This is a genomic window from Nonomuraea sp. NPDC003560, from assembly GCF_042878785.1.
In the GTDB taxonomy this organism is placed as follows: Bacteria; Actinomycetota; Actinomycetes; order Streptosporangiales; family Streptosporangiaceae; genus Nonomuraea.
In genome coordinates this window covers 135394-156002 of the sequence record NZ_JBIAOF010000012.1, presented here as the reverse complement: position 1 = coordinate 156002, position 20609 = coordinate 135394, and the positions used below count along the sequence as shown (strand labels likewise).

The 20609-nt window shown below is 70.4% G+C and carries 28 protein-coding genes and 1 tRNA gene; 17 read left to right on the top strand and 12 right to left on the bottom strand.

Annotation, left to right across the window (positions count from 1 at the left end; all coding sequences use genetic code 11):
- The first annotated feature begins 10 nt into the window (after positions 1-10).
- Complete coding sequence (locus ACFYUV_RS38390) at positions 11-454, top strand: DUF309 domain-containing protein (RefSeq protein ID WP_358290468.1); 444 nt, start codon at positions 11-13, stop codon at positions 452-454.
- Here ACFYUV_RS38390 and ACFYUV_RS38385 read toward each other — a convergent pair.
- Positions 451-1641 (bottom strand): MarP family serine protease, encoded by a 1191-nt coding sequence (locus ACFYUV_RS38385; RefSeq protein ID WP_364327501.1) that lies wholly within the window; start codon positions 1639-1641, stop codon positions 451-453. The genes ACFYUV_RS38390 and ACFYUV_RS38385 overlap by 4 nt on opposite strands.
- A 103-nt stretch (positions 1642-1744) precedes the next feature.
- Here ACFYUV_RS38385 and ACFYUV_RS38380 point away from each other — a divergent pair, with 103 nt between their 5' ends.
- On the top strand, positions 1745-2236 hold the full coding sequence (locus ACFYUV_RS38380; protein ID WP_387677876.1) for a HEAT repeat domain-containing protein: 492 nt from the start codon (positions 1745-1747) through the stop codon (positions 2234-2236).
- Positions 2237-2251: 15 nt separating this feature from the next.
- On the opposite strand, the gene ACFYUV_RS38375 is transcribed toward ACFYUV_RS38380, so the two are convergent.
- Together ACFYUV_RS38375 and nth are read right to left on the bottom strand one after the other, a co-directional pair.
- A complete protein-coding gene (locus tag ACFYUV_RS38375; protein WP_387677873.1) occupies positions 2252-2917 on the bottom strand; it encodes an NUDIX hydrolase in 666 nt (221 codons plus the stop codon).
- Positions 2918-2966: 49 nt separating this feature from the next.
- Positions 2967-3689, bottom strand: coding sequence for an endonuclease III (nth, locus tag ACFYUV_RS38370; protein ID WP_352321382.1), 723 nt, complete (start codon positions 3687-3689; stop codon positions 2967-2969).
- Between the two features lie 76 nt (positions 3690-3765).
- Between nth and ACFYUV_RS38365 the strand changes: the two genes are divergently transcribed.
- Entirely contained in the window at positions 3766-4194 is a 429-nt protein-coding gene (locus ACFYUV_RS38365) for a hypothetical protein (protein ID WP_387677870.1), read from the top strand.
- Between the two features lie 133 nt (positions 4195-4327).
- Entirely contained in the window at positions 4328-5008 is a 681-nt protein-coding gene (locus ACFYUV_RS38360; protein ID WP_352321378.1) for a Crp/Fnr family transcriptional regulator, read from the top strand.
- Here the strand turns inward: ACFYUV_RS38360 and ACFYUV_RS38355 are convergent.
- From ACFYUV_RS38355 to ACFYUV_RS38340, 4 genes are read right to left on the bottom strand one after another with little or no spacing between them, the layout of a single operon-like run.
- The gene (locus tag ACFYUV_RS38355; RefSeq protein WP_387677867.1) at positions 4990-5778 is read right to left on the bottom strand and encodes an MBL fold metallo-hydrolase; all 789 of its coding nucleotides are present in this window, start codon (positions 5776-5778) and stop codon (positions 4990-4992) included. The genes ACFYUV_RS38360 and ACFYUV_RS38355 overlap by 19 nt on opposite strands.
- Positions 5775-6593 carry an NUDIX hydrolase gene (locus tag ACFYUV_RS38350; protein ID WP_358290486.1) on the bottom strand — a complete coding sequence of 273 codons (819 nt, stop codon included), beginning with the start codon at positions 6591-6593 and terminating at the stop codon, positions 5775-5777. The genes ACFYUV_RS38355 and ACFYUV_RS38350 overlap by 4 nt, the downstream gene beginning before the upstream one ends.
- A 49-nt stretch (positions 6594-6642) precedes the next feature.
- Positions 6643-7101, bottom strand: a complete 459-nt coding sequence (locus tag ACFYUV_RS38345) for a RidA family protein (RefSeq protein WP_358290489.1) — start codon at positions 7099-7101, stop codon at positions 6643-6645.
- The gene (locus ACFYUV_RS38340; RefSeq protein WP_352321370.1) at positions 7098-7253 is read right to left on the bottom strand and encodes a hypothetical protein; all 156 of its coding nucleotides are present in this window, start codon (positions 7251-7253) and stop codon (positions 7098-7100) included. The genes ACFYUV_RS38345 and ACFYUV_RS38340 overlap by 4 nt, the downstream gene beginning before the upstream one ends.
- A 131-nt stretch (positions 7254-7384) precedes the next feature.
- Here ACFYUV_RS38340 and ACFYUV_RS38335 point away from each other — a divergent pair, with 131 nt between their 5' ends.
- Positions 7385-8389 carry an ArsA-related P-loop ATPase gene (locus ACFYUV_RS38335; RefSeq protein ID WP_387677864.1) on the top strand — a complete coding sequence of 335 codons (1005 nt, stop codon included), beginning with the start codon at positions 7385-7387 and terminating at the stop codon, positions 8387-8389.
- Entirely contained in the window at positions 8386-9513 is a 1128-nt protein-coding gene (locus ACFYUV_RS38330) for an ArsA family ATPase (RefSeq protein ID WP_364327527.1), read from the top strand. The genes ACFYUV_RS38335 and ACFYUV_RS38330 overlap by 4 nt, the downstream gene beginning before the upstream one ends.
- 53 nt (positions 9514-9566) lie before the next feature.
- On the opposite strand, the gene ACFYUV_RS38325 is transcribed toward ACFYUV_RS38330, so the two are convergent.
- Positions 9567-9863, bottom strand: a complete 297-nt coding sequence (locus ACFYUV_RS38325; RefSeq protein WP_090771382.1) for a WhiB family transcriptional regulator — start codon at positions 9861-9863, stop codon at positions 9567-9569.
- Positions 9864-10107: 244 nt separating this feature from the next.
- Here ACFYUV_RS38325 and ACFYUV_RS38320 point away from each other — a divergent pair, with 244 nt between their 5' ends.
- Positions 10108-12441 carry a transglycosylase domain-containing protein gene (locus ACFYUV_RS38320; RefSeq protein WP_387677861.1) on the top strand — a complete coding sequence of 778 codons (2334 nt, stop codon included), beginning with the start codon at positions 10108-10110 and terminating at the stop codon, positions 12439-12441.
- A gap of 475 nt (positions 12442-12916) precedes the next feature.
- On the opposite strand, the gene ACFYUV_RS38315 is transcribed toward ACFYUV_RS38320, so the two are convergent.
- The gene (locus ACFYUV_RS38315) at positions 12917-13372 is read right to left on the bottom strand and encodes a GatB/YqeY domain-containing protein (RefSeq protein WP_352321362.1); all 456 of its coding nucleotides are present in this window, start codon (positions 13370-13372) and stop codon (positions 12917-12919) included.
- Positions 13373-13461: 89 nt separating this feature from the next.
- On the opposite strand from ACFYUV_RS38315, the gene ACFYUV_RS38310 reads away from it, so the two are divergent.
- Entirely contained in the window at positions 13462-14325 is an 864-nt protein-coding gene (locus ACFYUV_RS38310; protein WP_352321394.1) for a metallophosphoesterase, read from the top strand.
- Between the two features lie 64 nt (positions 14326-14389).
- Positions 14390-14463, top strand: a tRNA-Pro gene (locus tag ACFYUV_RS38305).
- Between the two features lie 96 nt (positions 14464-14559).
- Here the strand turns inward: ACFYUV_RS38305 and ACFYUV_RS38300 are convergent.
- The 3 genes from ACFYUV_RS38300 to ACFYUV_RS38290 form a co-directional block, all read right to left on the bottom strand.
- Complete coding sequence (locus tag ACFYUV_RS38300) at positions 14560-16155, bottom strand: hypothetical protein (RefSeq protein ID WP_387677858.1); 1596 nt, start codon at positions 16153-16155, stop codon at positions 14560-14562.
- A 2-nt stretch (positions 16156-16157) separates the two neighbouring features.
- Positions 16158-16595 carry a hypothetical protein gene (locus ACFYUV_RS38295; RefSeq protein ID WP_387677855.1) on the bottom strand — a complete coding sequence of 146 codons (438 nt, stop codon included), beginning with the start codon at positions 16593-16595 and terminating at the stop codon, positions 16158-16160.
- A 158-nt stretch (positions 16596-16753) separates the two neighbouring features.
- Positions 16754-17032 (bottom strand): hypothetical protein, encoded by a 279-nt coding sequence (locus ACFYUV_RS38290; protein ID WP_387677853.1) that lies wholly within the window; start codon positions 17030-17032, stop codon positions 16754-16756.
- 387 nt (positions 17033-17419) lie between these two features.
- Between ACFYUV_RS38290 and ACFYUV_RS38285 the strand changes: the two genes are divergently transcribed.
- The 8 genes from ACFYUV_RS38285 (at position 17420) to ACFYUV_RS38250 (ending at position 20355) form a co-directional block, all read left to right on the top strand.
- A complete protein-coding gene (locus ACFYUV_RS38285) occupies positions 17420-17647 on the top strand; it encodes a helix-turn-helix domain-containing protein (protein ID WP_387677850.1) in 228 nt (75 codons plus the stop codon).
- Positions 17644-17991 (top strand): hypothetical protein, encoded by a 348-nt coding sequence (locus ACFYUV_RS38280; RefSeq protein WP_387677847.1) that lies wholly within the window; start codon positions 17644-17646, stop codon positions 17989-17991. Before ACFYUV_RS38285 ends, ACFYUV_RS38280 begins: the two co-directional genes overlap by 4 nt.
- Positions 17992-18107: 116 nt before the next feature.
- Complete coding sequence (locus tag ACFYUV_RS38275) at positions 18108-18305, top strand: hypothetical protein (RefSeq protein ID WP_387677844.1); 198 nt, start codon at positions 18108-18110, stop codon at positions 18303-18305.
- On the top strand, positions 18302-18790 hold the full coding sequence (locus ACFYUV_RS38270) for a hypothetical protein (RefSeq protein ID WP_387677842.1): 489 nt from the start codon (positions 18302-18304) through the stop codon (positions 18788-18790). The genes ACFYUV_RS38275 and ACFYUV_RS38270 overlap by 4 nt, the downstream gene beginning before the upstream one ends.
- Positions 18787-19080: a hypothetical protein gene (locus tag ACFYUV_RS38265; protein WP_387677839.1), complete on the top strand. Its 294-nt coding sequence runs from the start codon at positions 18787-18789 to the stop codon at positions 19078-19080. The genes ACFYUV_RS38270 and ACFYUV_RS38265 overlap by 4 nt, the downstream gene beginning before the upstream one ends.
- The gene (locus ACFYUV_RS38260) at positions 19077-19454 is read left to right on the top strand and encodes a hypothetical protein (RefSeq protein WP_387677836.1); all 378 of its coding nucleotides are present in this window, start codon (positions 19077-19079) and stop codon (positions 19452-19454) included. The genes ACFYUV_RS38265 and ACFYUV_RS38260 overlap by 4 nt, the downstream gene beginning before the upstream one ends.
- Positions 19451-19912, top strand: a complete 462-nt coding sequence (locus ACFYUV_RS38255; RefSeq protein ID WP_387677833.1) for a hypothetical protein — start codon at positions 19451-19453, stop codon at positions 19910-19912. The genes ACFYUV_RS38260 and ACFYUV_RS38255 overlap by 4 nt, the downstream gene beginning before the upstream one ends.
- Complete coding sequence (locus ACFYUV_RS38250) at positions 19909-20355, top strand: hypothetical protein (RefSeq protein WP_387677831.1); 447 nt, start codon at positions 19909-19911, stop codon at positions 20353-20355. The genes ACFYUV_RS38255 and ACFYUV_RS38250 overlap by 4 nt, the downstream gene beginning before the upstream one ends.
- The last annotated feature ends 254 nt before the right edge of the window (positions 20356-20609 follow it).

The following is a 20609-nucleotide window of genomic DNA, read 5'->3' as shown; positions in this document are numbered from 1 at the left end:
CCCGCGAGCGATGAGAGACCGCGACCCCCAGGGCAAGCCGCGCAACGCCAGGCCACGCGACGCGTACGGCAGGCCGCTCCCCTACGGCTCGCCCGGCGTCGACCGGGTCCCCGACGACTACGCCCCCACCGCCGACCAGGCGCTCGCCGACGCACGGCGCTTCCTGGCCGAGGGGCTGCCGTTCAACGCGCACGAGGTCTTCGAGGGCCGCTGGAAGTGCGCGCCCGAGGAGGAGCGCGAGCTGTGGCAGGGGCTCGCGCAGATCTGCGTCGGCCTGACGCACCTCCAGCGCGGCAACGGCCGCGGCGCGGTCACCCTGTTCAGCCGCGGCGCGGCCAGGGCGCAGGCGTACGGCGGCGACTACGACGCCGTCGGCAGGGCGGTCACCGGCCTGACCCAGGACAGCGACCCCGTCGAGGCGATCGCCCTGGTCCTGGGCGAGCTGCCCGGCTAGTCGCACTCCTGGGTGCTGGCCGCGGTGGTGTCGTTCCTGCCCTGGCCGGCATCGGGCGCGACCTCCTCGGCGGTCAGCACGTAACCGGTGTCCTTCTCGCTGACCGCGGCGGCGAAGATCACGCCGTAGACGCGGCCGTCGACGGTGAGCAGCGGGCCGCCGGAGTTGCCCGGCAGCACCTTGCCGCGGATCGCGTAGACCTTCCGCCGGACGTTGCTGCCGTGGTAGATGTCGGGGCCCTCGGCGTCGAGGCGGCCGCCGATGCGGGCCGGCTCGGCGGTGAAGCCCTTGCCCCTGGGGAAGCCGGCGATGATCGCGTTGGCGCCGCGCTTGCCGTCGGCCTCGAAGCTGAGCTGCGGCAGGTCGAGGCCGGGCACGTAGAGGATCGCGATGTCGCGCTGGGGGTTGTAGCGCACGACCTTGGCCGGGTGGCGCACGTTCTTGTAGTCGATGACCTCAAGGTCGCGGGTGACGCCCGCGACGACGTGGGCGTTGGTCATGATCCGGCCGTCGGCGTAGACGAAGCCGGTGCCCTCGATGTGCTTGTTGCAGCTCTCGGCGTTGCCCTGGACCTTGACGATGGCCCGCTGGGCCCGGCCCAGCTTGGCGCCCTGGAGGATGCTCTGCGCGGGCGGCGGCACGTCGATCAGCGTGTCGGCGCCGATCGCGTCGAAGACGGGCGGGAACTCCGACCGGTCGACGAACTTCTTGAACGGCTGCTGCCAGTTGCGCGCGGCCTGCGGGATCGCGTCGTCGACGGTGGTCAGCAGCGCGGAGTTCTTGACCTGGTCGACCAGCGGGGTGAACGTCGTGGAGACGATCAGCGACCCGATCAGCCAGGCGATCACCAGCACGGACAGCGCGCTGGCGAACGTGCCGCCCACCGCGTCGGCCATCTTGGCCGGCTCCCACGTCACGTGGCTGCGCACGACCGCGCCGACCGTGGAGGAGGCGAACTGGCCGATCGTGGCGGCCAGGAAGACGATCACGATCGCGAGCAGCGCCTGCGGGGTGTCGCCGTCGACGACGGCCTTGGCGACCGGCGGAGCGATGAAGATGCCGAGCACGGCGCCGCCCACGAACCCCACGAAGCTCATCGCACCGATGATGAAGCCCTGTCGGTAGCCGGATACGCCGAAGGCGATCACGAGGCCGATCAATATGAGGTCAAGCAGATCACCGCGCACGCTTCAAAGGTAACCAGCGATACGGTCAAGTGTGCACGTCTTCCGCCAGGACGGCGTCACCCGCCTGGCTATCTTGAGCGGTATGCCGCCGGCCGAGGGAACAGTGCGCGATCTCATCCAGGCAGCTCTCAGCGACACCGATCCGGACGGCCCGCTGCGCTGGCACGTGATCTGCCAGCTGCGCCAGCGGGCCGACCTGGAGTCGTTCATCGAGGCACGCCGCCTGTGCGCTGCGGACAACGTGGCCGAGCGCCTGCTCGGGGTGGACATCATGGGCATGCTGCGGCCGTTCGTGGACCGTACGCTGCCGGTGCTGCGCTACCTGGCCGCCAGCGAGGACGACGCCATGGTCCTGTACTCGGTGCTGATCGCCTTCGGCCACCTGGCCGACCCCCGCTCGCTGCCTTCGGTGATCGACCTGGCCTGTCACGGCGACGCGAGGGTGCGGTACGGGGCGGCGTACGCGCTGCAGCACGTGCTCGGCGATCCGCCCGACCGGGCCGGCCTGAGGATGCTGCGCACCCTGGCCGCCGACGACGACGCCGACGTGGCCGACTGGGCCTCCCTGGGCGTCTCGCTCAGAGCCCCGGAATGACCCCGGCGTCCTGCGTCAGGGCGCCGGAGTGGTCCGCTCGCGCAGGCCGAGGCGGACGACCTCGGGCGGCAGGTCCTCCAGCCGCGCCTGGTCCCAGGGACGTTCGAGGCCGCCCTCGCGCAGCACGACGTCGAGCACCATCGCGGTGAACCCCCACACCAGCATGCCCCGCACGTGGAAGGCCGGGCCGGCGAGCCCGCTGGGATGCCGCAACATGACCCGGTTGCCCGGATCGACCAGCTCGGCGATCGGCACCCGCTCCACGGACTCCACCTCGTCGGGTGAGGCCGCGTGCACGGCGGACGGCGTGTGCCACCAGCCGAACACCGGGGTGACCCGGTTGTCGCTGTGGTCGAGGTAGAGCTCGGGCATCGTGCCGAGGACGCGGACGCCGCGCGGATCGACGCCGGTCTCCTCCTCCGCCTCACGCAGGGCCGCGCCGACCGGGCCGCCGTCGCCGGGATCGACGCCGCCGCCGGGGAAGGCGGGCTGGCCCGCGTGCCTGCGCCCGCGCGAGCTGCGCTGGATGAGCAGCACGTCGGGGCCGAGCGGGCCCTCGCCGAACAACATCAGCACCGCGGCCAGGCGCCCGCCGTCGGCCGGGGGACGCAGGTATCGGGGGACCGTGATGCGCGCGGCCTGCGCCGCCAGCCGTTCGAGCCAGTCGGGCACTTCTGTCACGCCAACCTCCAACACGGCACGGCCTCGATCACTTCCCACGGCCCGGGGATCAGGAGAAGGGACCGGGCCTGACCAGCTTCTCGGCCTCCGCCTCGCCGGTGGGCCCGGTGCCGAAGGAGGGGCACAGATTCGCCAGCGGGCACACGCCGCAGGCCGGGCGGCGGGCGTGGCAGATGCGGCGGCCGTGCCAGATCACCCGGTGGGAGAAGATCGTCCACTCGCGGCGGGGCAGCAGCTCGGCCACGATGTGCTCGATCTTGACGGGGTCGGTCTCCTCGGTCCAGCCGAAGCGGCGCACGAGCCGCTGGAAGTGCGTGTCGACGGTCAGCCCCGGCACGCCGAACGCGTTGCCGAGCACCACGTTCGCGGTCTTGCGGCCCACGCCGGGCAGGGTGACCAGGTCTTTGAGCCGGCCGGGCACCTCGCCGCGGTAACGCTCGCACACGGCCTGGGCCATGCCGATGATGCTGTTGGTCTTCGCGCGGAAGAAGCCGGTCGAGCGGATGATGTCTTCCATCTCGGCGCGGTCGGCGGCGGCGTAGTCCTCGACGGTGGGGTATTTGGCGAACAGGGTGGGGGTCACCATGTTCACCCGCTTGTCGGTGCACTGGGCCGACAGGATGGTGGCGACCAGGAGCTCCAGCGGGTTGCGGAAGTCGAGCTCACAGTGGGCGTCGGGGTAGGTCTCGGCGAGGATGCGGTTCATCTTGCGTGCCCGCCGTACCAGGGCGAGCTGGGTCTCCGGCTTGCGCCCCGCCGCGTTCGTGGCCATGCCGCAAGACTATGGGAACGGTTGAACCTTCTACGCCGCGTTCGCGTACAACCTGGCGGCTTGGAGGGCGGCGACCATGGGCGATCGGCACAAGGGCGAGTCACTGACCGAGTTCGTCCGCGCGGGCGGACCGTTGCGCGGCGCGGCGCTGCACCGGCTGGCGCTGGGCAGCGCGGCGGCCATGGCCAGGATGCACGCCCATGGCGTGACCGGCCTGCGGCTCACTCCGGACAACGTCGCGCTCGGCACGCGCGGCCAGGTGTTGGTGGGCGTGCAGGGCTCGCCGGGCCGCGGCGGCCAGGCCGCCGACGTGCGGGACTGGGCCGAGCTGGTGAGGTTCGCGAGCGGGTCCGACGCGCTGCCGCAACCGCTGCGCGGGATCGTCGAGCGGTGCCGCCGTCCGGAGCCGGCCGGCCGCCCTTCGGCGGCCCATGTCGTACGCGTCCTGCTGGGCCACACGATGGCGACGGCGGTCGCCTCCGTGGACGACCTCCTGCGGAAGTAAGCAGGTCACCCGATTTGTTCATACACTTCAGTGCGCAACACAACAGGGCAATCCCGGGCTAACCCGGGCATTCCCATAGCCTGTGTGTGCCGCCCGGAGTGGGGTGAGTCACAATGGCAGCAGAGGAGGCAGAGTGAACACCGAAGATGTGCTGGGCAAGGCCCCCCTGTTCGCCGCGCTCGACCGCGAGAGCGCCGCGGCGCTGCGGACGAGCATCACCGAGGTCCAGCTGTCCAAGGGACAGACCCTCTTCCACGAGAACGAGACCGGCGACCGGCTCTACGTCGTGCTCGAAGGCAAGATCAAGCTTTCCCGCACCTCGCCCGACGGCCGCGAGAACCTGCTGAGCGTGCTCGGCCCGAGCGAGATGTTCGGCGAGCTGTCGCTGTTCGACCCGCGTCCGCGCACCGCCACGGCGACGGCGCTGACCGACGTGCGCCTGGCCGGGCTGGGCCACGACGACCTGCGCCCGTGGCTGACCGGCCGCCCCGAGGTGGCGCTGCACCTGCTGCGCGCGCTGGCCCAGCGGCTGCGCCGCACCAACGACGTGCTGGCCGACCTGGTCTTCACCGACGTGCCCGGCCGGGTCGCCAAGCAGCTCCTCGACCTGGCCGAGCGGTTCGGCGCCAAGACCGACGACGGCATGCGCGTGCACCACGACCTCACCCAGGAGGAGCTGGCCCAGCTCGTCGGGGCCTCGCGCGAGACGGTGAACAAGGCCCTGGCCGACTTCGCCCAGCGCGGCTGGCTGCGCATCGAGGCCAAGGCCGTGGTCATCCTCGACATGGACCGGCTCTACAACCGTTCCAGGTAGTCGAGCTGGGCCCGCACGGAGACCTCCGCGGCGGGCCAGAGCGACCTGTCGACGTCGGCGTACACGATCTCGACGACCTCCCGCGGCGTGCGCGCGCCCTGCGCCTGCGCCGCCCTGATCTGGTCGAGCCGCTGCCGCCGGTGGGCGATGTAGCCGTCGAGGGCCGCGATCGGGTCGGGCAGCACCGGCCCGTGGCCGGGCAGCAGCGCCCGCGCCCCCAGGCCCTCGGCCGCCGCCCGCAGCCGGTCGAGGCTGCGCAGGTAGTCGCCGAGGCCGCCGTCCTGGGCGATGATCGTGGTGCCCCGGCCGAGGACGGTGTCGCCGGTCAGCATGGCCCGGTCCTGGGGCAGCCAGAAGCACAGCGAGTCGAACGAGTGGCCGGGCGTGGCGTAGACGTGCAGCTCCAGGCCGTCGACCGTGATCACGTCGCCGTCGCCGAGCCCTTCGTCGCCGAGCCGGTGGCGCGGGTCGAGGGCGCGTACGGGGGCGTCGACCAGCTCGGCGAACCGTTTCGCGCCGCCGCTGTGGTCGGCGTGGCCGTGCGTGAGCAGGATCTGGGTGACCCGCCGCTCGCCCAGATGGTCGCGTACGCGCAGCAGGTGCGCCTCGTCGTCGGGCCCGGGATCGACCACGACCGCGTCGCGGGTGCCGATGACCCAGGTGTTGGTGCCGTCAAGCGTCATGGCGGACGGGTTGGGCGCCAGCAGGTTCTCGGCGTGCTCGGTACGGGAGCCGTCGGGCGTGCCGAGCGGGATGTGCAGGCCGCTCACGGCGTCATCAACCTCATCTCCCCCTCGACCTCCACGGCCGCCGGCAGGATCGCGGTGATCCGCCGCTCCTCGGCCAGCACGGACGCCACGCTGTCGTGCCCGGCCAGCTCGGTGAGCGTGTGGGAGGTGGGCGGCATCAGGAAGATCTCACCCGCGCGCCACAGCTCGATCGCCTCGGCCGGCCGCCGCCACACCACGTGGTCGGCCTCGCCCCCCACGTCGCGCGTGCGCTGGCCCTCGGGCAGCACCGCCACGAAGAACCGGGTGTCGAACCTGCGCTGCTCGATCTCCGGCGTGATCCAGTGGGCCCACGGCTTGAGCAGGTCGGACCGCAGCACCAGGCCCCGCTTGGCCAGGAAGTCGGCGAAGGCCAGACTGCGGTCGATCAGCGCCAGCCGGTCGGCCTCCCAGTCGTCGCCCGTGGTGTCCTCGACCACGCTGTCCGGCCCCGGCCCCGCCAGCAGCACCCCGGACTCCTCGAACGTCTCCCGCACGGCCGCGCACACCAGCCCGCGCGCGACGTTCTCACTGGCGTGGAAGACCTCGCCCCACTCCTTGGGGGACGGCCCGGCCCAGGCCACCGCCTGGTCGGTGTCGCGGGGATCGACGGAGCCGCCGGGGAAGACGTAGGCGCCCGCCGCGAAGGCCATCGTGGACTTCCGCCGGAGCAGGTAGACCTCGGGCCCGCCGCGCGGGCCCGAGCCGCGCAGGATCACCACCGTGGCGGCGTCGCGCGCCGGGACGGGGGCGAGCCGCCCGGCGATGATCTCTCTGGCTCGCGCGGCGAGCTCGTCGGGAAGGGGAAGACCGGCCACCTGACCTCCTACTAGAACATCACTCGGTCATGGTGACACATCCTGATGGTCAGGAGACCTCCGCGATCAGCTCCACTTCCACAGGGGCGTCCAGCGGCAGCGCGGCCACGCCCACGGCGCTGCGGGCGTGCTTGCCCGCCTCGCCGAACACCTCGGCCAGGAAGTCGCTGGCGCCGTTGGCCACCTGGGGCTGCTCGGTGAAGCTCGGCGCGCTGGCCACGAAGACCACGACCTTGACGATCCGCCGCACCCGGGACAGCTCGCCCAGCTCGGCCTTCAGCGCGGCCAGCGCGTTGAGCACGCAGATGCGCGCCTGCGCCTTGCCCTCGTCGACGCCGAGATCGACGCCGAGCTTGCCGGTCTGGTGCAGCTTGCCCTCCAGCATGGGCACCTGGCCGGAGGTGTAGACGAGGTCACCGGTACGGACGGTCGGCACGTACGCGGCCAGCGGCGTCACCGGCTGGGGGAGCTCGTACCCGAGCTCGGCGATCCGCTCCTCGGGGCTCACGCCTTCTCCCGCTTGAAGTAGGCGACGAGCTGCTCGGGCGAGGCGCCCTGGACGATCTGGACGAGCTCCCAGCCGTCGGACCCGAAGTTGTCGAGGATCATCTTCGTGTTGTGGATCAGCACCGGAGCGGTGAGGTACTCCCATTTCTTCATGGCATGACGATCTCATGGAAAGCCGCTTCCCGGCCTGTCACCCCACCCATACGGGGGGCGGTGACCACAATGTGAGCAATCAAACGGTGGCCGTCGGGTTTCGACAAGTAACCGTTCGGTAGCCTCGAAACGTGGACTCTCCGGACACGGATTGGGGCGACGTGCGGCTGCACGTCGTCACCGGCAAGGGCGGCACCGGCAAGACGACCGTCGCCGCCGCCCTCGCCCTCGCACTGGCCGCGGGCGGGCGCAAGGTGCTGCTCGTCGAGGTGGAGGGCAGGCAGGGCATCGCCCAGATCTTCGACCTGCCGCCGCTGCCCTACGAGGAGCGCAAGATCGCCGTCGCGCCCTCCGGCGGCGACGTGTACGCGCTGGCCATCGATCCCGAAGAGGCCATGCTCGAATACATGGAGATGTTCTACGGCATGCGCAGGGCCGGACGCGCGCTGACCAAGATGGGCATCGTCGACTTCGCCACCACCGTGGCCCCCGGGTTCCGCGACGTCCTGGTCACCGGCAAGACGACCGAGGCCGTGCGCAGGCGGGGCAAGAACGGGCGCCGGGTCTATGACGCCGTCGTCCTCGACGCGCCGCCCACCGGCCGCATCACGCGCTTCCTGAACGTCACCCAGGAGGTCGCCGGCCTGGCCAAGGTCGGACCGATCAAGAACCACTCGGAACTCGTGAACGGCGTCGTGAAGTCCAGGGAGACGATGGTGCACTTCGTCACCCTCCTGGAGGAGATGCCGGTGCAGGAGACCCTCGACGGGGTCGCCGAATTGCGCTCGGCCGGGCTTCCCGCAGGTTGCGTTTTCATCAACATGGTCCGTGAATCACTGCTTCCACCGGCCGCTCTTGACATGGCTGTCAAGGGCCGATTCGACGTGGGCGAGCTGGCGCTCGGCCTGAAGGCGGCCGGTCTCGCCGACACCTCCGACGCCGCCGCGATGGCCGAGGCGCTCGCCGAGGAGGTCGTCGAGCACGCCCGCCGCACCGAGTTGGAACACGCCGAGCGCGAGTCGCTGGCCGAGGCCGGCCTGCCGCGCGTCGAGCTGCCGCTGCTGGCCGACGGCGTCGACCTGGCCGGCCTGTACGAGCTGGCCGAAGTCCTCCGCACCCACCGGGGAGCAGTGTGAAGAAGCCCATCCCCCTCGACGTCGACGCGATCCTCGACGACAAGGGCACCCGGATCATCGTCTGCTGCGGCTCCGGCGGCGTCGGCAAGACCACGACCGCCGCGGCCCTCGGCCTGCGCGCCGCCGAACGCGGCCGGTGCGCGGTGGTGCTGACCGTCGACCCGGCGCGCCGCCTGGCCCAGTCGATGGGCCTGACCGAGCTGGACAACACCCCGCGCCTGGTCAGCTCGCCCGAGGGCGGCGGCCAGCTCTTCGCCATGATGCTCGACATGAAGCGCACGTTCGACGAGATCATCGAGGCGCACGCCGATCCCGAGCGGGCCCGCCAGATCCTGTCGAACCCCTTCTACCAGTCGCTGTCCTCCAGCTTCTCGGGCACGCAGGAGTACATGGCGATGGAGAAGCTCGGCCAGCTCCGCCGCTCCGACGAGTGGGACCTGATCATCGTGGACACGCCGCCCTCGCGGTCGGCGCTGGACTTCCTGGACGCGCCGGAGCGGCTCGGCCGCTTCCTCGACGGGCGGTTCATCCGGCTGCTCACCGCCCCCGCCAAGGCAGGCGGGCGCAGCGCGTTCCGGCTGCTCAACGCCGGGTTCGGGTTGATGGCCGGAGCGATGACCAAGCTGCTCGGCGCACAGGTGATCAAGGACCTGCAGACGTTCGTGTCCGCCCTGGACGCCGTGTTCGGCGGGTTCAGGCAGCGGGCCGAGATGACGTACCAGCTGTTGCAGGCGCCGGGCACGGCCTTCCTCGTGGTGGCCGCGCCGGAGCGCGACGCGATGAGGGAGGCGTCGTACTTCGTGGAACGGCTCGCCGAGGAGCGCATGCCCCTCGCCGGGCTCGTCGTGAACCGGGTGCACGTGTCGCCCGGCTCGGCGCTCTCGGCGGCACGCAGCGCCGCCGCGGCCGAGGACCTGGAGTCGAGGGGCGAACACGAGTTGACGGCCGCTGTGCTGCGGCTGCACACCGGCCGGATGCAACTCGCCACTCGCGAGAGCCGCGAGCAGGAGCATTTCGTCTCGGCTCATCCCACGGTGCCCGTGGCACAGGTACGTGCGATGTCCGGAGATGTCCACGATCTAGCCGGACTGCGGCAGATCGGGAACCTGTTGGCGAGCGCGTAGAGAAAGCACGGCCGACGGGCGGCGCCGGCCGTGCTCTCCCGCCGCGGGCCAGATCAGCCCGCGATCAGCTCATTGGTCCGTTCGTACTCTTCCTTCGCGGACTCGAGCAGGTCGCGCCACGAGTCCACGTCGGGCCGGCGCCTGAGCAGCGCACGGCGTTCGCGTTCGGTCATACCGCCCCACACCCCGAACTCGATGCGGTTGTCCAGCGCATCGGCGAGGCATTCGGTACGGACCGGGCATCCTCGACAGATCAGCTTCGCCCTGTTCTGTGCGGCGCCCTGGACGAACAGCGCGTCCGGGTCCGCACCCTTACAGGCGGCACGGGAGGTCCAATCCGTGATCCACATTTTTCGACCCCACTCCCCTTAGGTGGTCAGTCGTCATTTGGGGCCGACGGGCGCGGGCGCCGAGCCTCCGTATTCAGTTGCCGCAGAGGATGAACGTACGCAACTTCACGTTCGGGCCGACAGACCCCAGAGGACCAATTTCTCGCCGGACTGTTGACCGGGAATGACTAGTCACCCCTCCCAGTCAAGGCGAAATGGTGTCGTGTTACCGATAAGGACAGTGTTTCGACGTACCCTTGGGAGCGTGCAAGCGAAGGGCAAAGACCGCTCCCACCCGCTCCTCAGCGTCCTGCGTCTGATCATCGCCGGGACGGCGGCGGGTGTGCTGGCGGCGGCGGTGGCGCTGCCGGCGGTCGGCGGGGCGGGCGTGTCGGCCAAGACCGCCATGGACGGACTCGAACTCAAGCCCAGGGAACTCGACGAACCCCCGCTGCCGGAACGCACGAAGCTGGTCGACGCCAACGGCAAGCAGATCGCCCAGTTCTACTACGAGAACCGGCAGTCCGTGACCCTCGACAAGGTCGCGCCCATCATGCAGACCGCGCTGATCGCGATCGAGGACTTCCGCTTCTTCGAGCACGGCCCGATCGACGTCGAGGGCACCGCCCGCGCCCTGGTGAAGAACCTCACCGGCGGCGGCGTCATGCAGGGCGGCTCCTCGATCACCCAGCAGTACGTCAAGCAGGTGCTGGTCAACAAGGCCGAGACGCCGGAGGAGCAGCAGGCGGCCATCGCCCCGACGATGTCCCGCAAGCTCCAGGAGCTGCGGTACGCCATGGCGATCGAGCGCAAGTACAGCAAGCAGCAGATCCTGGAGAAGTACCTCAACATCGCCTACTTCGGCGCGGGCGCGCACGGCATCCAGGCCGCGGCCAGGCGCTTCTTCGACAAGCCCGCCTCCGAGCTCGACCTGTCGGAGGCCGCCACGCTGGCCGGTGCCGTCCAGAACCCGGCCCGCACCGACCCCAACGTCGGCCCCGAGTCACGCGAACGGCTGCTGATGCGCCGCAACACCGTGCTCGACCGGATGGCTGAGATTCACAAGATCACGCGGGCGGAGGCCGACGCGGCCAAGGCCGAGAAGCTCGGCTACAAGGACGTCAAGTTCCCCGGCGGCTGCGAGGCCAGCAAGTTCCCGTACTTCTGCCTCTACGTCCAGTACGAGATCCTCAACAACGACGACTTCGGCAAGAACCAGGACGAGCGCAGGAAGCTGCTCCAGCGCGGCGGCATGACGATCAAGACCACGCTCGACCCCAAGATGCAGAAGGCCGCCGAGAAGGCCATCAAGAAGTACGTCAGCCCCAAGGACAAGCCCGTGGCCGCGCAGGCCATGGTCGTGCCCGGCACCGGCGAGATCAAGGCGATGGCGGCCTCGCGCAAGTTCGGCGGCAGCAAGAAGAAGAACGAGATGAGCTACAACGTCGTCGCCGACGCCGCGCACGGCGGCGGGCGCGGGTTGCAGCAGGGTTCGACGGCCAAGGCGTACACGCTGGCCACCGCCCTGGAGGAGGGCCTGAAGTACGGCGACGGCTTCCCCTCGCCGGCCGGGTTCACCGCGAGCGGCTACAACTCGTTCAAGGACTGCAAGGGCGACAACGTCGGCGACCCCTCGCACACCGCGCACAACTCCAGCGAGGGCGGCGGCGGTTTCAAGACCCTGCAGACCGGCACGTGGGGCTCGGTGAACACGTTCTTCCTCAAGCTGGAGCAGGAGGTCGGGCTCTGCAAGGTCGTCAAGCTCGCCAAGCGCCTCGGCGTCAAGCGGGCCGACGGCGGCAAGCTGCGCGAGGTCGAGACGTTCACGCTGGGCGTCAACGAGGTCGACCCCGTGACGATCGCCAACTCCTACGCCGTGTTCGCCTCGCGCGGCCAGTACTGCAAGCCGCTGGCCATCACCGAGATCAAGGACAGGAACGGCGCCGCCAAGCAGTACAAGCCGAAGTGCTCGCAGGTCATGGAGGAGGAGGTCGCCGACGCGGTCAGCGGCATCCTGTCGGGCGTGTTCACCAAGGGCACGATGAGCGGCGTGGGCGGCATCGGTCGTGACGCGGCCGGCAAGACCGGGACGACCGACGACTACATGTCCGCCTGGTTCGCCGGTTACACCCCGAACCTGTCCTCGGCCGTGAGCCTCGGCGACCCGCGCGGCGCCTCCACCCACAAGCTGATCGGGGTCACGATCGGGGGCCAGTACTTCCCGTACGTGTACGGCGCCTCGATCTCCGGACCCATCTGGAAGCAGGCGATGATGCAGGCGCTCAAGGGGGTGGAGCCGGTGGAGTTCACGCCGGTGGACCACTCGCGGTTCGGCGGCTGCTCCGACAAGTGCGCGCCGAAGCCCAAGAAGAAGAAGCACGACGGCGACGAGGGGCCCGGGGACGGCGATCCGTTCGACAACTTCTTCGGCGACCACAACGACCGCGGCGACGGCGGCGGGGACGGGCGCGGGCCGGGCGACTGGCAGCGGCCGGGCAACGGGTTCGGCGGCGGAGGGCTCGGCGGAGGGCTCGGCGACGGGCTCGGCGGCCAGGCCAACCTCGGGCCCACAGCCCCGGCGGGCCGAACCCGCCGCTGAGAGACACTGGGCGGCCCCGAACGGCCTTGGCCACCGGATTGCCCCTTATGGCCGCCCAGCCCCTCGCACAACGCCTTCAGAGGCTCCGTGGGGACGGCCCTCAGCCGGCCGTCCCCGACCACCTCCCACAACGCCCCTCACCCAGACGCCACGGCCCGCTCGCCGCGGCCGCCCGGCGACCCGGCAGCGCCGCTCCCTCGGACCGCCGCCATGCAGGGCGGCTCCAGTCACGTCGGCCCGCCGGTGCCTCGTGAACCGCCTCCGCCCTGTCGGGCCGCCGCGGCCACCACTTCCGTCGTCCTGTGGGGCCGCTACCGCCCCCGAGGCTGGTGTCCCGAGGGCGGCGTCCCGAGGCTCGGGTCGCGGGGCGGCGTCCCACGCGAAGGCGTCCCACGCGAAGGCGTCCCATGCGAAGGCGTCCCACGCGAAGGCGTCGCGAGTGTGGCGGTCGGTGGGTGGAGCAGCGGGGCCGGGGTCAGGCGGTGAGGCGGGCGCGGACGGCGGCGGCGACGCGGCCGCCTTCGGCCCTGCCCGCGACCTTGGGGTTGACCACCTTCATGACCTGCCCCATGGCCTGCGGCCCCGACGCGCCGGTCTCGGCCACGGCCGCGTCGACGATCTGGGCCAGCTCCTCGTCGGAGAGCTGCGCCGGCAGGTACTCCTCCAGCACCGCCTGCTCGTCCAGCTCGGCCTGGGCCTGCTCGGTGCGTCCGGCGTTCTGGAACGCCTCGGCGGCCTCGCGCCGCTTCTTGGCCTCCTTGGTCAGCACCTTGATGACCTCGTCATCGCTGAGCTCCCTGGCCGCCTTGCCCGCCACCTCCTCGACGTTCACGGCCGCCAGAGCCATGCGAATCGTCCGGAGACGGACTTCGTCCCGGCTCTTCATCGAGGCCGTGAGATCGGCCTTCAGCTTGTCCTTCATTGCGCTCATGCGGTCCATCTTGCCGTCTGCCGGGACGGCTCGTGCCCGTTGTCAGGCATCATGAGTACGTGAGGAAAGCCGTCGCAGTGCCCCTGTCCATGATCGGTCTCGGCCTGGCCGGGCTGGGCTACGCCTCCGTCGTGGAGCGCAACTGGTTCCGCCTGCGCCGCTTCGACGTGCCGGTGCTGGAGCGCGGGCGGCGTCCCGTACGCGTGCTGCACCTGTCCGACCTGCACCTGACCCCCAGGCGCACGATGCTCATCAACTGGGTGCGCTCCCTGGGCGCCCTGGAGCCCGACCTGGTGGTCAACACCGGCGACTCGATCGCCCACCCCGAAGCGGTCCCCGCGCTCCTGCACGCCCTGGAGCCGCTGCTGTCCCGTCCCGGTCTGTTCGTCTACGGGTCCAACGACCTCTACGCCCCCCAGCCGAAGAACCCGGCCCGCTACCTCTGGCGTACCTCGAAGAACGACCGCCGTCAGCACATCCCCAACCTCCCGTGGGAGGAACTGGGCGCCGGCATGGCCGCCGAGGGCTGGCTGGACATGAACAACACCACCGCCCGCGTCAAGATCGGCGACCTCGACGTCGCGGTGGCGGGCATCCACGACTCCCACATCTCCCGCGACCGCTACGACCTGGTCGCCGGCCCGGCCCCCGCCGACGCCGACCTCCGCCTCGGCGTCATGCACTCCCCCGAGCCCCGCAACATGACCCGCTTCGCCGAAGACGGCTACCAGCTCCTGCTCGCCGGCCACACCCACGGCGGCCAGCTCTGCGTCCCGTTCTACGGCGCCCTGGTCACCAACTGCGGCATCGACCGTGCCCGCGTGAAGGGCCTGAGCCGGCACGAGAACGCCTGGCTGCACGTGTCCGCCGGCCTCGGCACCTCGCCGTACGCACCGGCCCGTTTCGCGTGCTTCCCGGAGGCGACGTTGCTCACGCTGGTTCCGCGACGCTGAGGCGGTCACGAGTACCCGCGAAGTCCGCTAGACTTTCTCAAGCACGCGCAAGACGGGCGTGCACCGGGGTGTAGCGCAGCTTGGCAGCGCGCTTCGTTCGGGACGAAGAGGTCGTGGGTTCAAATCCCGCCACCCCGACAGTGTTTGTCCAGGAAAAGGGCTTGATCCGAATTAAGGATCAAGCCCTTTTCTGATCTTGGGAGAAATCTGGGAGAAGCGGAGAGGGATTTCCGTTTATGCCGAACGCCGGCGGCGGCTCCTCGGCGAGATCGTCGTCACCACGCGAGCCGCCGACCCGTCGCGCCACCGGGCCAGCTCGCGGTCGAGGACCGGGATCTGCGAGGTGGGCCAGATCCTGAACCGCTCGGCGATCGCGTTCTCCCACAACGCCTGGAGTACCTCCAGCAGCTGCTCGCGCATCCCCTCCGTCGGGTGCCCGTACCGGCCGGACATGGAGGAGTCGGTGTGTCCCATCCGCTCCACCTTGAGCGCGCGCTTGATGCCGGCATCGTCCATCCACGTCTGCTGCCCATGACGGGCCCAGTGCGCCGTGAACCCAGGCAGCAGCGGCGCCCAGCTCACCAGGTGCGGCCGCTCCTTCTCCGCCCAGCTCCCCCAGTCCGGCCGGCCGCGGCCGCGCGGCGGCACGAACTCCTCGCCGGGCTCGGCCATCGGCCACGGCACGTGCACCGGCCGCCCGGGCCAGGCGTACTCTCCCTCGATCACCGGCGGCCGCCCGCGCTCAGGCGCCGGCCCGTAGACGGCCACGTCGGCAAGCACCGGCCGGGCCGGCCGGTCACGGCCGCCGTCCTTGCGCGCCGGGTAGACGCCGTCGGCGGCCGGCCGCAGGATGCGCGTGCTGAGTGCGCCCCTCTGGAGGTGCGCCCCTTCGGGAGTGAGGAACAAGTACCGGCGCGGCCGGCGCACTCCGGCGTCGCACCACTCCGCCAGTTCTTCCCCGTCGACGGATCCCAGGTGCTCCTTACGGCCCTTGCAGGTGCAGACCCGCGCCCTCGCTGCCTGCTCGCGCAGCAGCTGGGCGAGGAACGGCGGGATGTCGGCCTCCCGGACACTGCCATCCTTGGGCCAGCCGAGGTAGAAGCCGCGCAGTTCGTAGAGTTTGCGGTCGATGGTCAGCGTCGGCTCGTCTCTGAGGAGCGAGCTGGGCGCGAGGGCCAGGACCTCCGACCAGCGAAGGCCCGTCCACGCCTTGCAGATGAGCATCAGGAACACGTCGACGTCGTGCGCCAGCAGCGCGGCACGCTCGGCCAGGAGCACCATCTCCAGCGGCGTGGGCCACCCCTTGACGGCCTGCTGGTACGCCTGGACACGCCGCAGGCCCTTGCGTCCCTTGCCTCTCTTCTTGGCCGCCGGGTTGAAGGTGATGTACTTCGGCACCGCGTCACCCAGAATGTTGCCGAGCAGTGCGCGCGCATCCCCCGCCGTGCGCGGCGCGTAGCCGACACGGAGCATCCGGCGCTCCCACGGGTCCATCTCGCCGGGCTCGATCTCGTCGAGCCAGCGCGTCTCGAACTCGGGTAACAGGTGACACTGCAGCAGGGAGCGGTTCTTGGCCATCGTGGACGGCTCCAGCGTCTGCGCGCTGAGCCACTCGAACGCGAACGGACCGAACTGGATCCGCGGCCGATCCTGGCGCCGGAGGCCGAGCCGGATCTTATCTTCCTGGATCGTCCCGTAGGCACGCGCCTCGTCTTCGGTGGCGAATGGTAGGCCGGTCTCCTCGTTGAAGGTGATCCCGCCGCTGTATTTGCCGTTCCCGAGCTTCCACCGAACCCGGATAACGCCGTTGCGATTCTCGGTGTACGGCATCGTCAGTACCCCTCTCTGGCCTTGCGCTCGGCGATGATTTTCCGCCAGATGGCGGAGTCAGGCGGGTCGAAGTAGCGCATCTGGTCGGTGGCGATTACTTCGATTTCCGCACGCAGCCGAGCTCTGAGTAACCCACGTGGCACGCGGATGAGGATGCCGGCCTCCGTCAGTGTCCAGTCGATGTCCCGGACTTCGATGTCGTACTCCTCGAAGCTGAGCGCACCCCAGGCATGTCTCGGCGTTGCCTGCGGCAGTGGGGCCAGGAGCTTGCTCGCGGCCGTCCCGACATCGTCGAGCCGCTCGATGATCTGCGGGTCGCGCAGATCGATATCCGTGCTGCTGATCTTCCACAGCGATTGATCTCCGATGTGCTCACTCACCGCGGCGTGACCGATAGGGAGGGATTTTCGGGCATCGACGGGCGTGAAGCGGACGTACATGGACGTTGCCTTTCGGTGGGACCTTTCTGTGGTCGGGAGGGCCGAAAGTGCACCTTTACATCCGTTGTGTAATCAGTCACTAGCGGGATGTGCATGGACCGAGACAAAAGCGTGCATTGCTCGCATTTAGCTACCGGACTCTTACCTCGAAGTAAGGCTTACCTATCGTCAGAGCCAGCGTCAGGCTGGCGCTCCTGGCCGGCCCGCCGCTCCTCCTGATAGAGGGTCTCCCCCATCTCCTCCGCCCACTGACGCAGGAGCGCGCGTCGCTCCTCGGACAGACCCTGACGGACCGCTACCCACATCCGGCCCCGGTCGGTCTCGAACGACTCGGCCACGAGCTCGGGGATCTGCATTTCCGCCAGCACCTCCGCCGCGTCAGGACGCCCCGCTTTGACGAGATCTTCTGGCGTGATGCTCTCCAGCGCATAGGCCATGTGCGCAAGGATCTTCGCTGAGGGGCTGAACGGTACCGGCGGCTTGCCCTGCCCGACCGGGCGATAGCCCCTCTCCGTGTTTCCCCACGTGGCCTCGCCAACGTGAGCTCTCTTCGCAGCTTCAGGTATAGAGAGCCGCGGCCGGACGCCTTCGCGTACCCGCCGTATCAGGCGCCCCTCTGGCGTGCTGGGCGGCAGACTCCTCGCCACGATGCGGCCGTCCCCTCGGTCACGTAGAGGAAAGTGCAGTCACGTATAGGAAAGTACTGGAACCCAGTCCTGATTCATGCACGGATAGGCGCTGACGAGAAGACTGAACGGCAAAGTATCCGAAAGTATGGCGCAGACACTTGCGTGAGCGGCATCTGTTCCCATACTTTCCCATACATGCCTCATGCCCCCGCCCGAATACGGCCCTTACACCAGAACCCGAAAGCTGTTCTACGCCGCCGCCTGCTCGCACGACTCGAACAGGCGGAGGTGGCCGAGCGCGCGCAGATCAGCCCCAGCCACATGTCCAAGATCGAGACCGGGGCTAGGTCCGCGAGTGTCGACGTGCTGCACCGCCTCGCGATAGCGCTCGAATGCACCGTCGAGGAGCTGATCGCAGAGTGAACGCGCTTCCCGATGTACCGGAGGTCCGGCTGTTCACCAGCGAGCAGGCAGCGAAGCTGGTCGGCGGCGGGCAGGACGAGCAGATCACCAAGAACACCTTCGACGCGCTGGCCCGTTCGGGCTGTGAGCACACCCGCCTCGGCCGCAAGATCCGATGGACGATCCCGCAGATCAAGGCGGCGCTGGACCAGCACCGACACGCGCAGAGGACGGTCGCCGAGGAGGCGAAGGTCTCGGCAACCCTCACCCGCGAGACCCGATCTACCCGCGCTTCTGAGAGACGCCGTGGCGACATCGCTCCGCTGGTGTCGAAGCCCGGCAGCCGGTATGCGGCAGCCCACTGACGGGTCGGCGATGCCGCGCACGCGGGCCCGCCACCGTACCGGCCCCCACCGACAAAACCGAAGGGCCCCCGAGCTGACCCCGGGAGCCCCTGGCACGGCAAATGAATTGAGCTCTCATGACCCACTCTACTGACCCCCCGGCCGGCACCGCCAGGCGCGACGCGCGCCAGCTGGCCACGGCTGGCCAGTCCTTCGACTGGACACGTCGCCTCGACGTGCCCGTGCGCGACCTCGTGACCACCTGGCTGGAGATCGGCGACCGAGCGATCCGTCACGTCAGCATCGTCACGCCCATCCCGAGCGGTGCCCGGTGATCGCCCAGAACCGGACCGCCGCCGATGTCGAGCAGCTGCGCCGCCGGATCGTCGCCGATCACGAGCTCGGTCTCCGGGCGGTCGCCGAGGGCGATGAGGTCCTGGCCGTGTACGACGTGCTGGACCGGCAGCGTGCTGACATCGAGCAGCTGCGCGACGCACTGCGCGCGGTCCGCGAAGCGATCACCGTCCCGTACGCGGCCACCGCCGGCGGCGAGACGATCCGCGGGCGTCTCCTGATCCGGCGCGCCATGTCCGCGGAGATCATGCTCAGCGACGTGCTCGACCACGATCCGCCCCTCGGCCTCGCCTGGGAGATCACCAACCTGCGGAAGAGCCTGGCCGCCCACCCGGCCACCGGCTACGTCATCAACGAGCAGGCCCAGGCGGCGCTCGCCGAAGGCGAGCCCCGGATAGAGGCCGTCGTCCCTCCAACGCCGGAGCCGTCCCCGGCCGCCGACGAGCCCGCTGGAGGTGGGTCATGACCGACCTGCGCCGTCGCCAGCAGACCGCCGCCGAGCATCTGGCGCACTGGCTCACCCACCCGCTGACCACCCACCCCGACGAGCCCGCGCTGATCGGCAAGGCCGAGGACTTCGACCCCGACGGAGCCGACACCATCAGCCGGTGGGCGGCCGCGCTGGGCCTGCCCGCGCCGACGTGGGAGCCCTCCATTGACCACCTCGGCGGCACGTACGAGAGCCAGGGCATCGTCAGCACGGTCACCGTCCGGGTGAGCGTCTTCCTGGACCAGCTGCCCGGGGGTGGACAGTGAGCAGCCCCACCCGTTGGAACATGGCCGACCCGGCCGATGCGCTGCTGCTCCTGGCCGCCGGCGTCGAGGAGCTGGAGCAGGCCGGCCAGCAGCAGCTGCTCGCCTCCGACGTCATCCCGACCAAGCTGCGCGGCTGCACCGAGGAGGACCTGGCCGCGCTCGGCATCGAGCTCGGCCCCACGGTCGACGCCGACCCGCTGTTCCGTCACGTCGTCCTGCCGTCCGGCTGGTCGCGCCGTCCCGAGCAGGACCCGCGCGGCTCGTACCTGGTCGACGAGCACGGCCGCGACCGCGTCTGGATCTTCTACAAGGCCGCGCCGCACGATCGCCGGGCGTTCATGTCACTGCTGCCCGTCGAGGACGGTCAGCGGTGACGGCCCGCGATCCGCGTAACGATGCGTTCCGGCCACCGCCGGCGAGCTGGCCGGACCCGCTGAACGTGTCCCGGTTGGGCCGCCTGTGGGGCCTGCACTGCCGCGTGGTGGCCAACCTGATCAGCGCCGGTCTGCTGAACGGCACGTGCGGCGATGACGGCCGGTTCCGGGTGACCCGGGCAGCCGCCGAGGAGTTCGCCCGCGACGCGGTCCGCATGCGCGAGGTGCTCGTCGGCATGACGGTCCGTCACCCGCGCTGGGCCCGGGGCGAGCCGGTGCGCGTCGTCGAGGTCTGCCTCCTGCCCGATCACACCCATTGGCAGATCGGTGCGCGTACCGCCGCCGGCCAGCTCGTCTACACCAAGCCCTGCCTGGGGTCCCGCGTCATCCTGCGTGTCCCACCCGCTTCTCCCTCTACGCCCGCGCCTACCTCCGAGTCACGGAAGGACCTCGCGTGAACCTCTACGAATCGACGTTGTCCAAGCTGCGCCGCCCCCGCCCCGGCCGGGTCGTGCTGCGCGATGGCCAGCTCATGGGAGTGATCGACCTCGACGGCGGCGCGCTGGAGTGCACCCGCGAGGAACTGCTGACCCTGGCGAACACCACCCGCGAGCTGGCGCAGAGGGTCATCGAGGCCGAGAAGCGTCAGGCCGCGGGACAGCGCCCGATCCCGGTCCACGGCCAGCCCGCCCGCCCCTACACTGCGCAGCTGGCCGCGGCCGACGTCCACCACCCGGGCGCGCACGCCCGCCCAACGCCGGACACCCCGCCCGCCCCGTCGGCGGCCGCGGCCGCCGCGCCGCCCCCGGCGCCGATGCGCCCGGCGCCGGTGCCCGCGATGGTCCCGGCAGCGCGGCAGGAGGCGGTGGTGCCGGACCCTCCCCGCGCGGCGGCGTCCTGAAGGCCGGACGCCGCCGCCCGCACCACACCAGCCGCCGTCCCGGCCGCCGCCGGGTGCCGGTCAGCCTGCTGTGGCAGCAGCTGCAGCACAGCTGGCGGTCCATCTGGAGCCAGGCCGCCCGCTCCGTCACCTCCTGGACGTAGCCGCCCGAACCGCCTCCTCGCGTCCCCGTCGGCCACTTCCCCGGCCGACGGGGACACCCGGCCGCGGCAGCCCCCTCTCTGCCGCGTACGGCACCCCGTACGCACCCCTTC

What these genes read in the sequence shown, in the direction of transcription:
- ACFYUV_RS38390 (WP_358290468.1), top strand. Translation starts at nt 11, where the DNA reads ATGAGAGACCGCGACCCCCAGGGCAAGCCGCGCAACGCCAGGCCACGC.
- nth (WP_352321382.1), bottom strand. Translation starts at nt 3,689, where the DNA reads ATGGCCACGAACGCGGCGGGGCGCAAGCCGGAGACCCAGCTCGCCCTG.
- ACFYUV_RS38365 (WP_387677870.1), top strand. Translation starts at nt 3,766, where the DNA reads ATGGGCGATCGGCACAAGGGCGAGTCACTGACCGAGTTCGTCCGCGCG.
- ACFYUV_RS38340 (WP_352321370.1), bottom strand. Translation starts at nt 7,253, where the DNA reads ATGAAGAAATGGGAGTACCTCACCGCTCCGGTGCTGATCCACAACACG.
- ACFYUV_RS38325 (WP_090771382.1), bottom strand. Translation starts at nt 9,863, where the DNA reads ATGTGGATCACGGATTGGACCTCCCGTGCCGCCTGTAAGGGTGCGGAC.
- ACFYUV_RS38315 (WP_352321362.1), bottom strand. Translation starts at nt 13,372, where the DNA reads ATGAGCGCAATGAAGGACAAGCTGAAGGCCGATCTCACGGCCTCGATG.
- ACFYUV_RS38310 (WP_352321394.1), top strand. Translation starts at nt 13,462, where the DNA reads ATGATCGGTCTCGGCCTGGCCGGGCTGGGCTACGCCTCCGTCGTGGAG.
- ACFYUV_RS38300 (WP_387677858.1), bottom strand. Translation starts at nt 16,155, where the DNA reads ATGCCGTACACCGAGAATCGCAACGGCGTTATCCGGGTTCGGTGGAAG.
- ACFYUV_RS38295 (WP_387677855.1), bottom strand. Translation starts at nt 16,595, where the DNA reads ATGTACGTCCGCTTCACGCCCGTCGATGCCCGAAAATCCCTCCCTATC.
- ACFYUV_RS38290 (WP_387677853.1), bottom strand. Translation starts at nt 17,032, where the DNA reads ATGGCCTATGCGCTGGAGAGCATCACGCCAGAAGATCTCGTCAAAGCG.
- ACFYUV_RS38285 (WP_387677850.1), top strand. Translation starts at nt 17,420, where the DNA reads ATGCCTCATGCCCCCGCCCGAATACGGCCCTTACACCAGAACCCGAAA.
- ACFYUV_RS38275 (WP_387677844.1), top strand. Translation starts at nt 18,108, where the DNA reads ATGACCCACTCTACTGACCCCCCGGCCGGCACCGCCAGGCGCGACGCG.
- ACFYUV_RS38265 (WP_387677839.1), top strand. Translation starts at nt 18,787, where the DNA reads ATGACCGACCTGCGCCGTCGCCAGCAGACCGCCGCCGAGCATCTGGCG.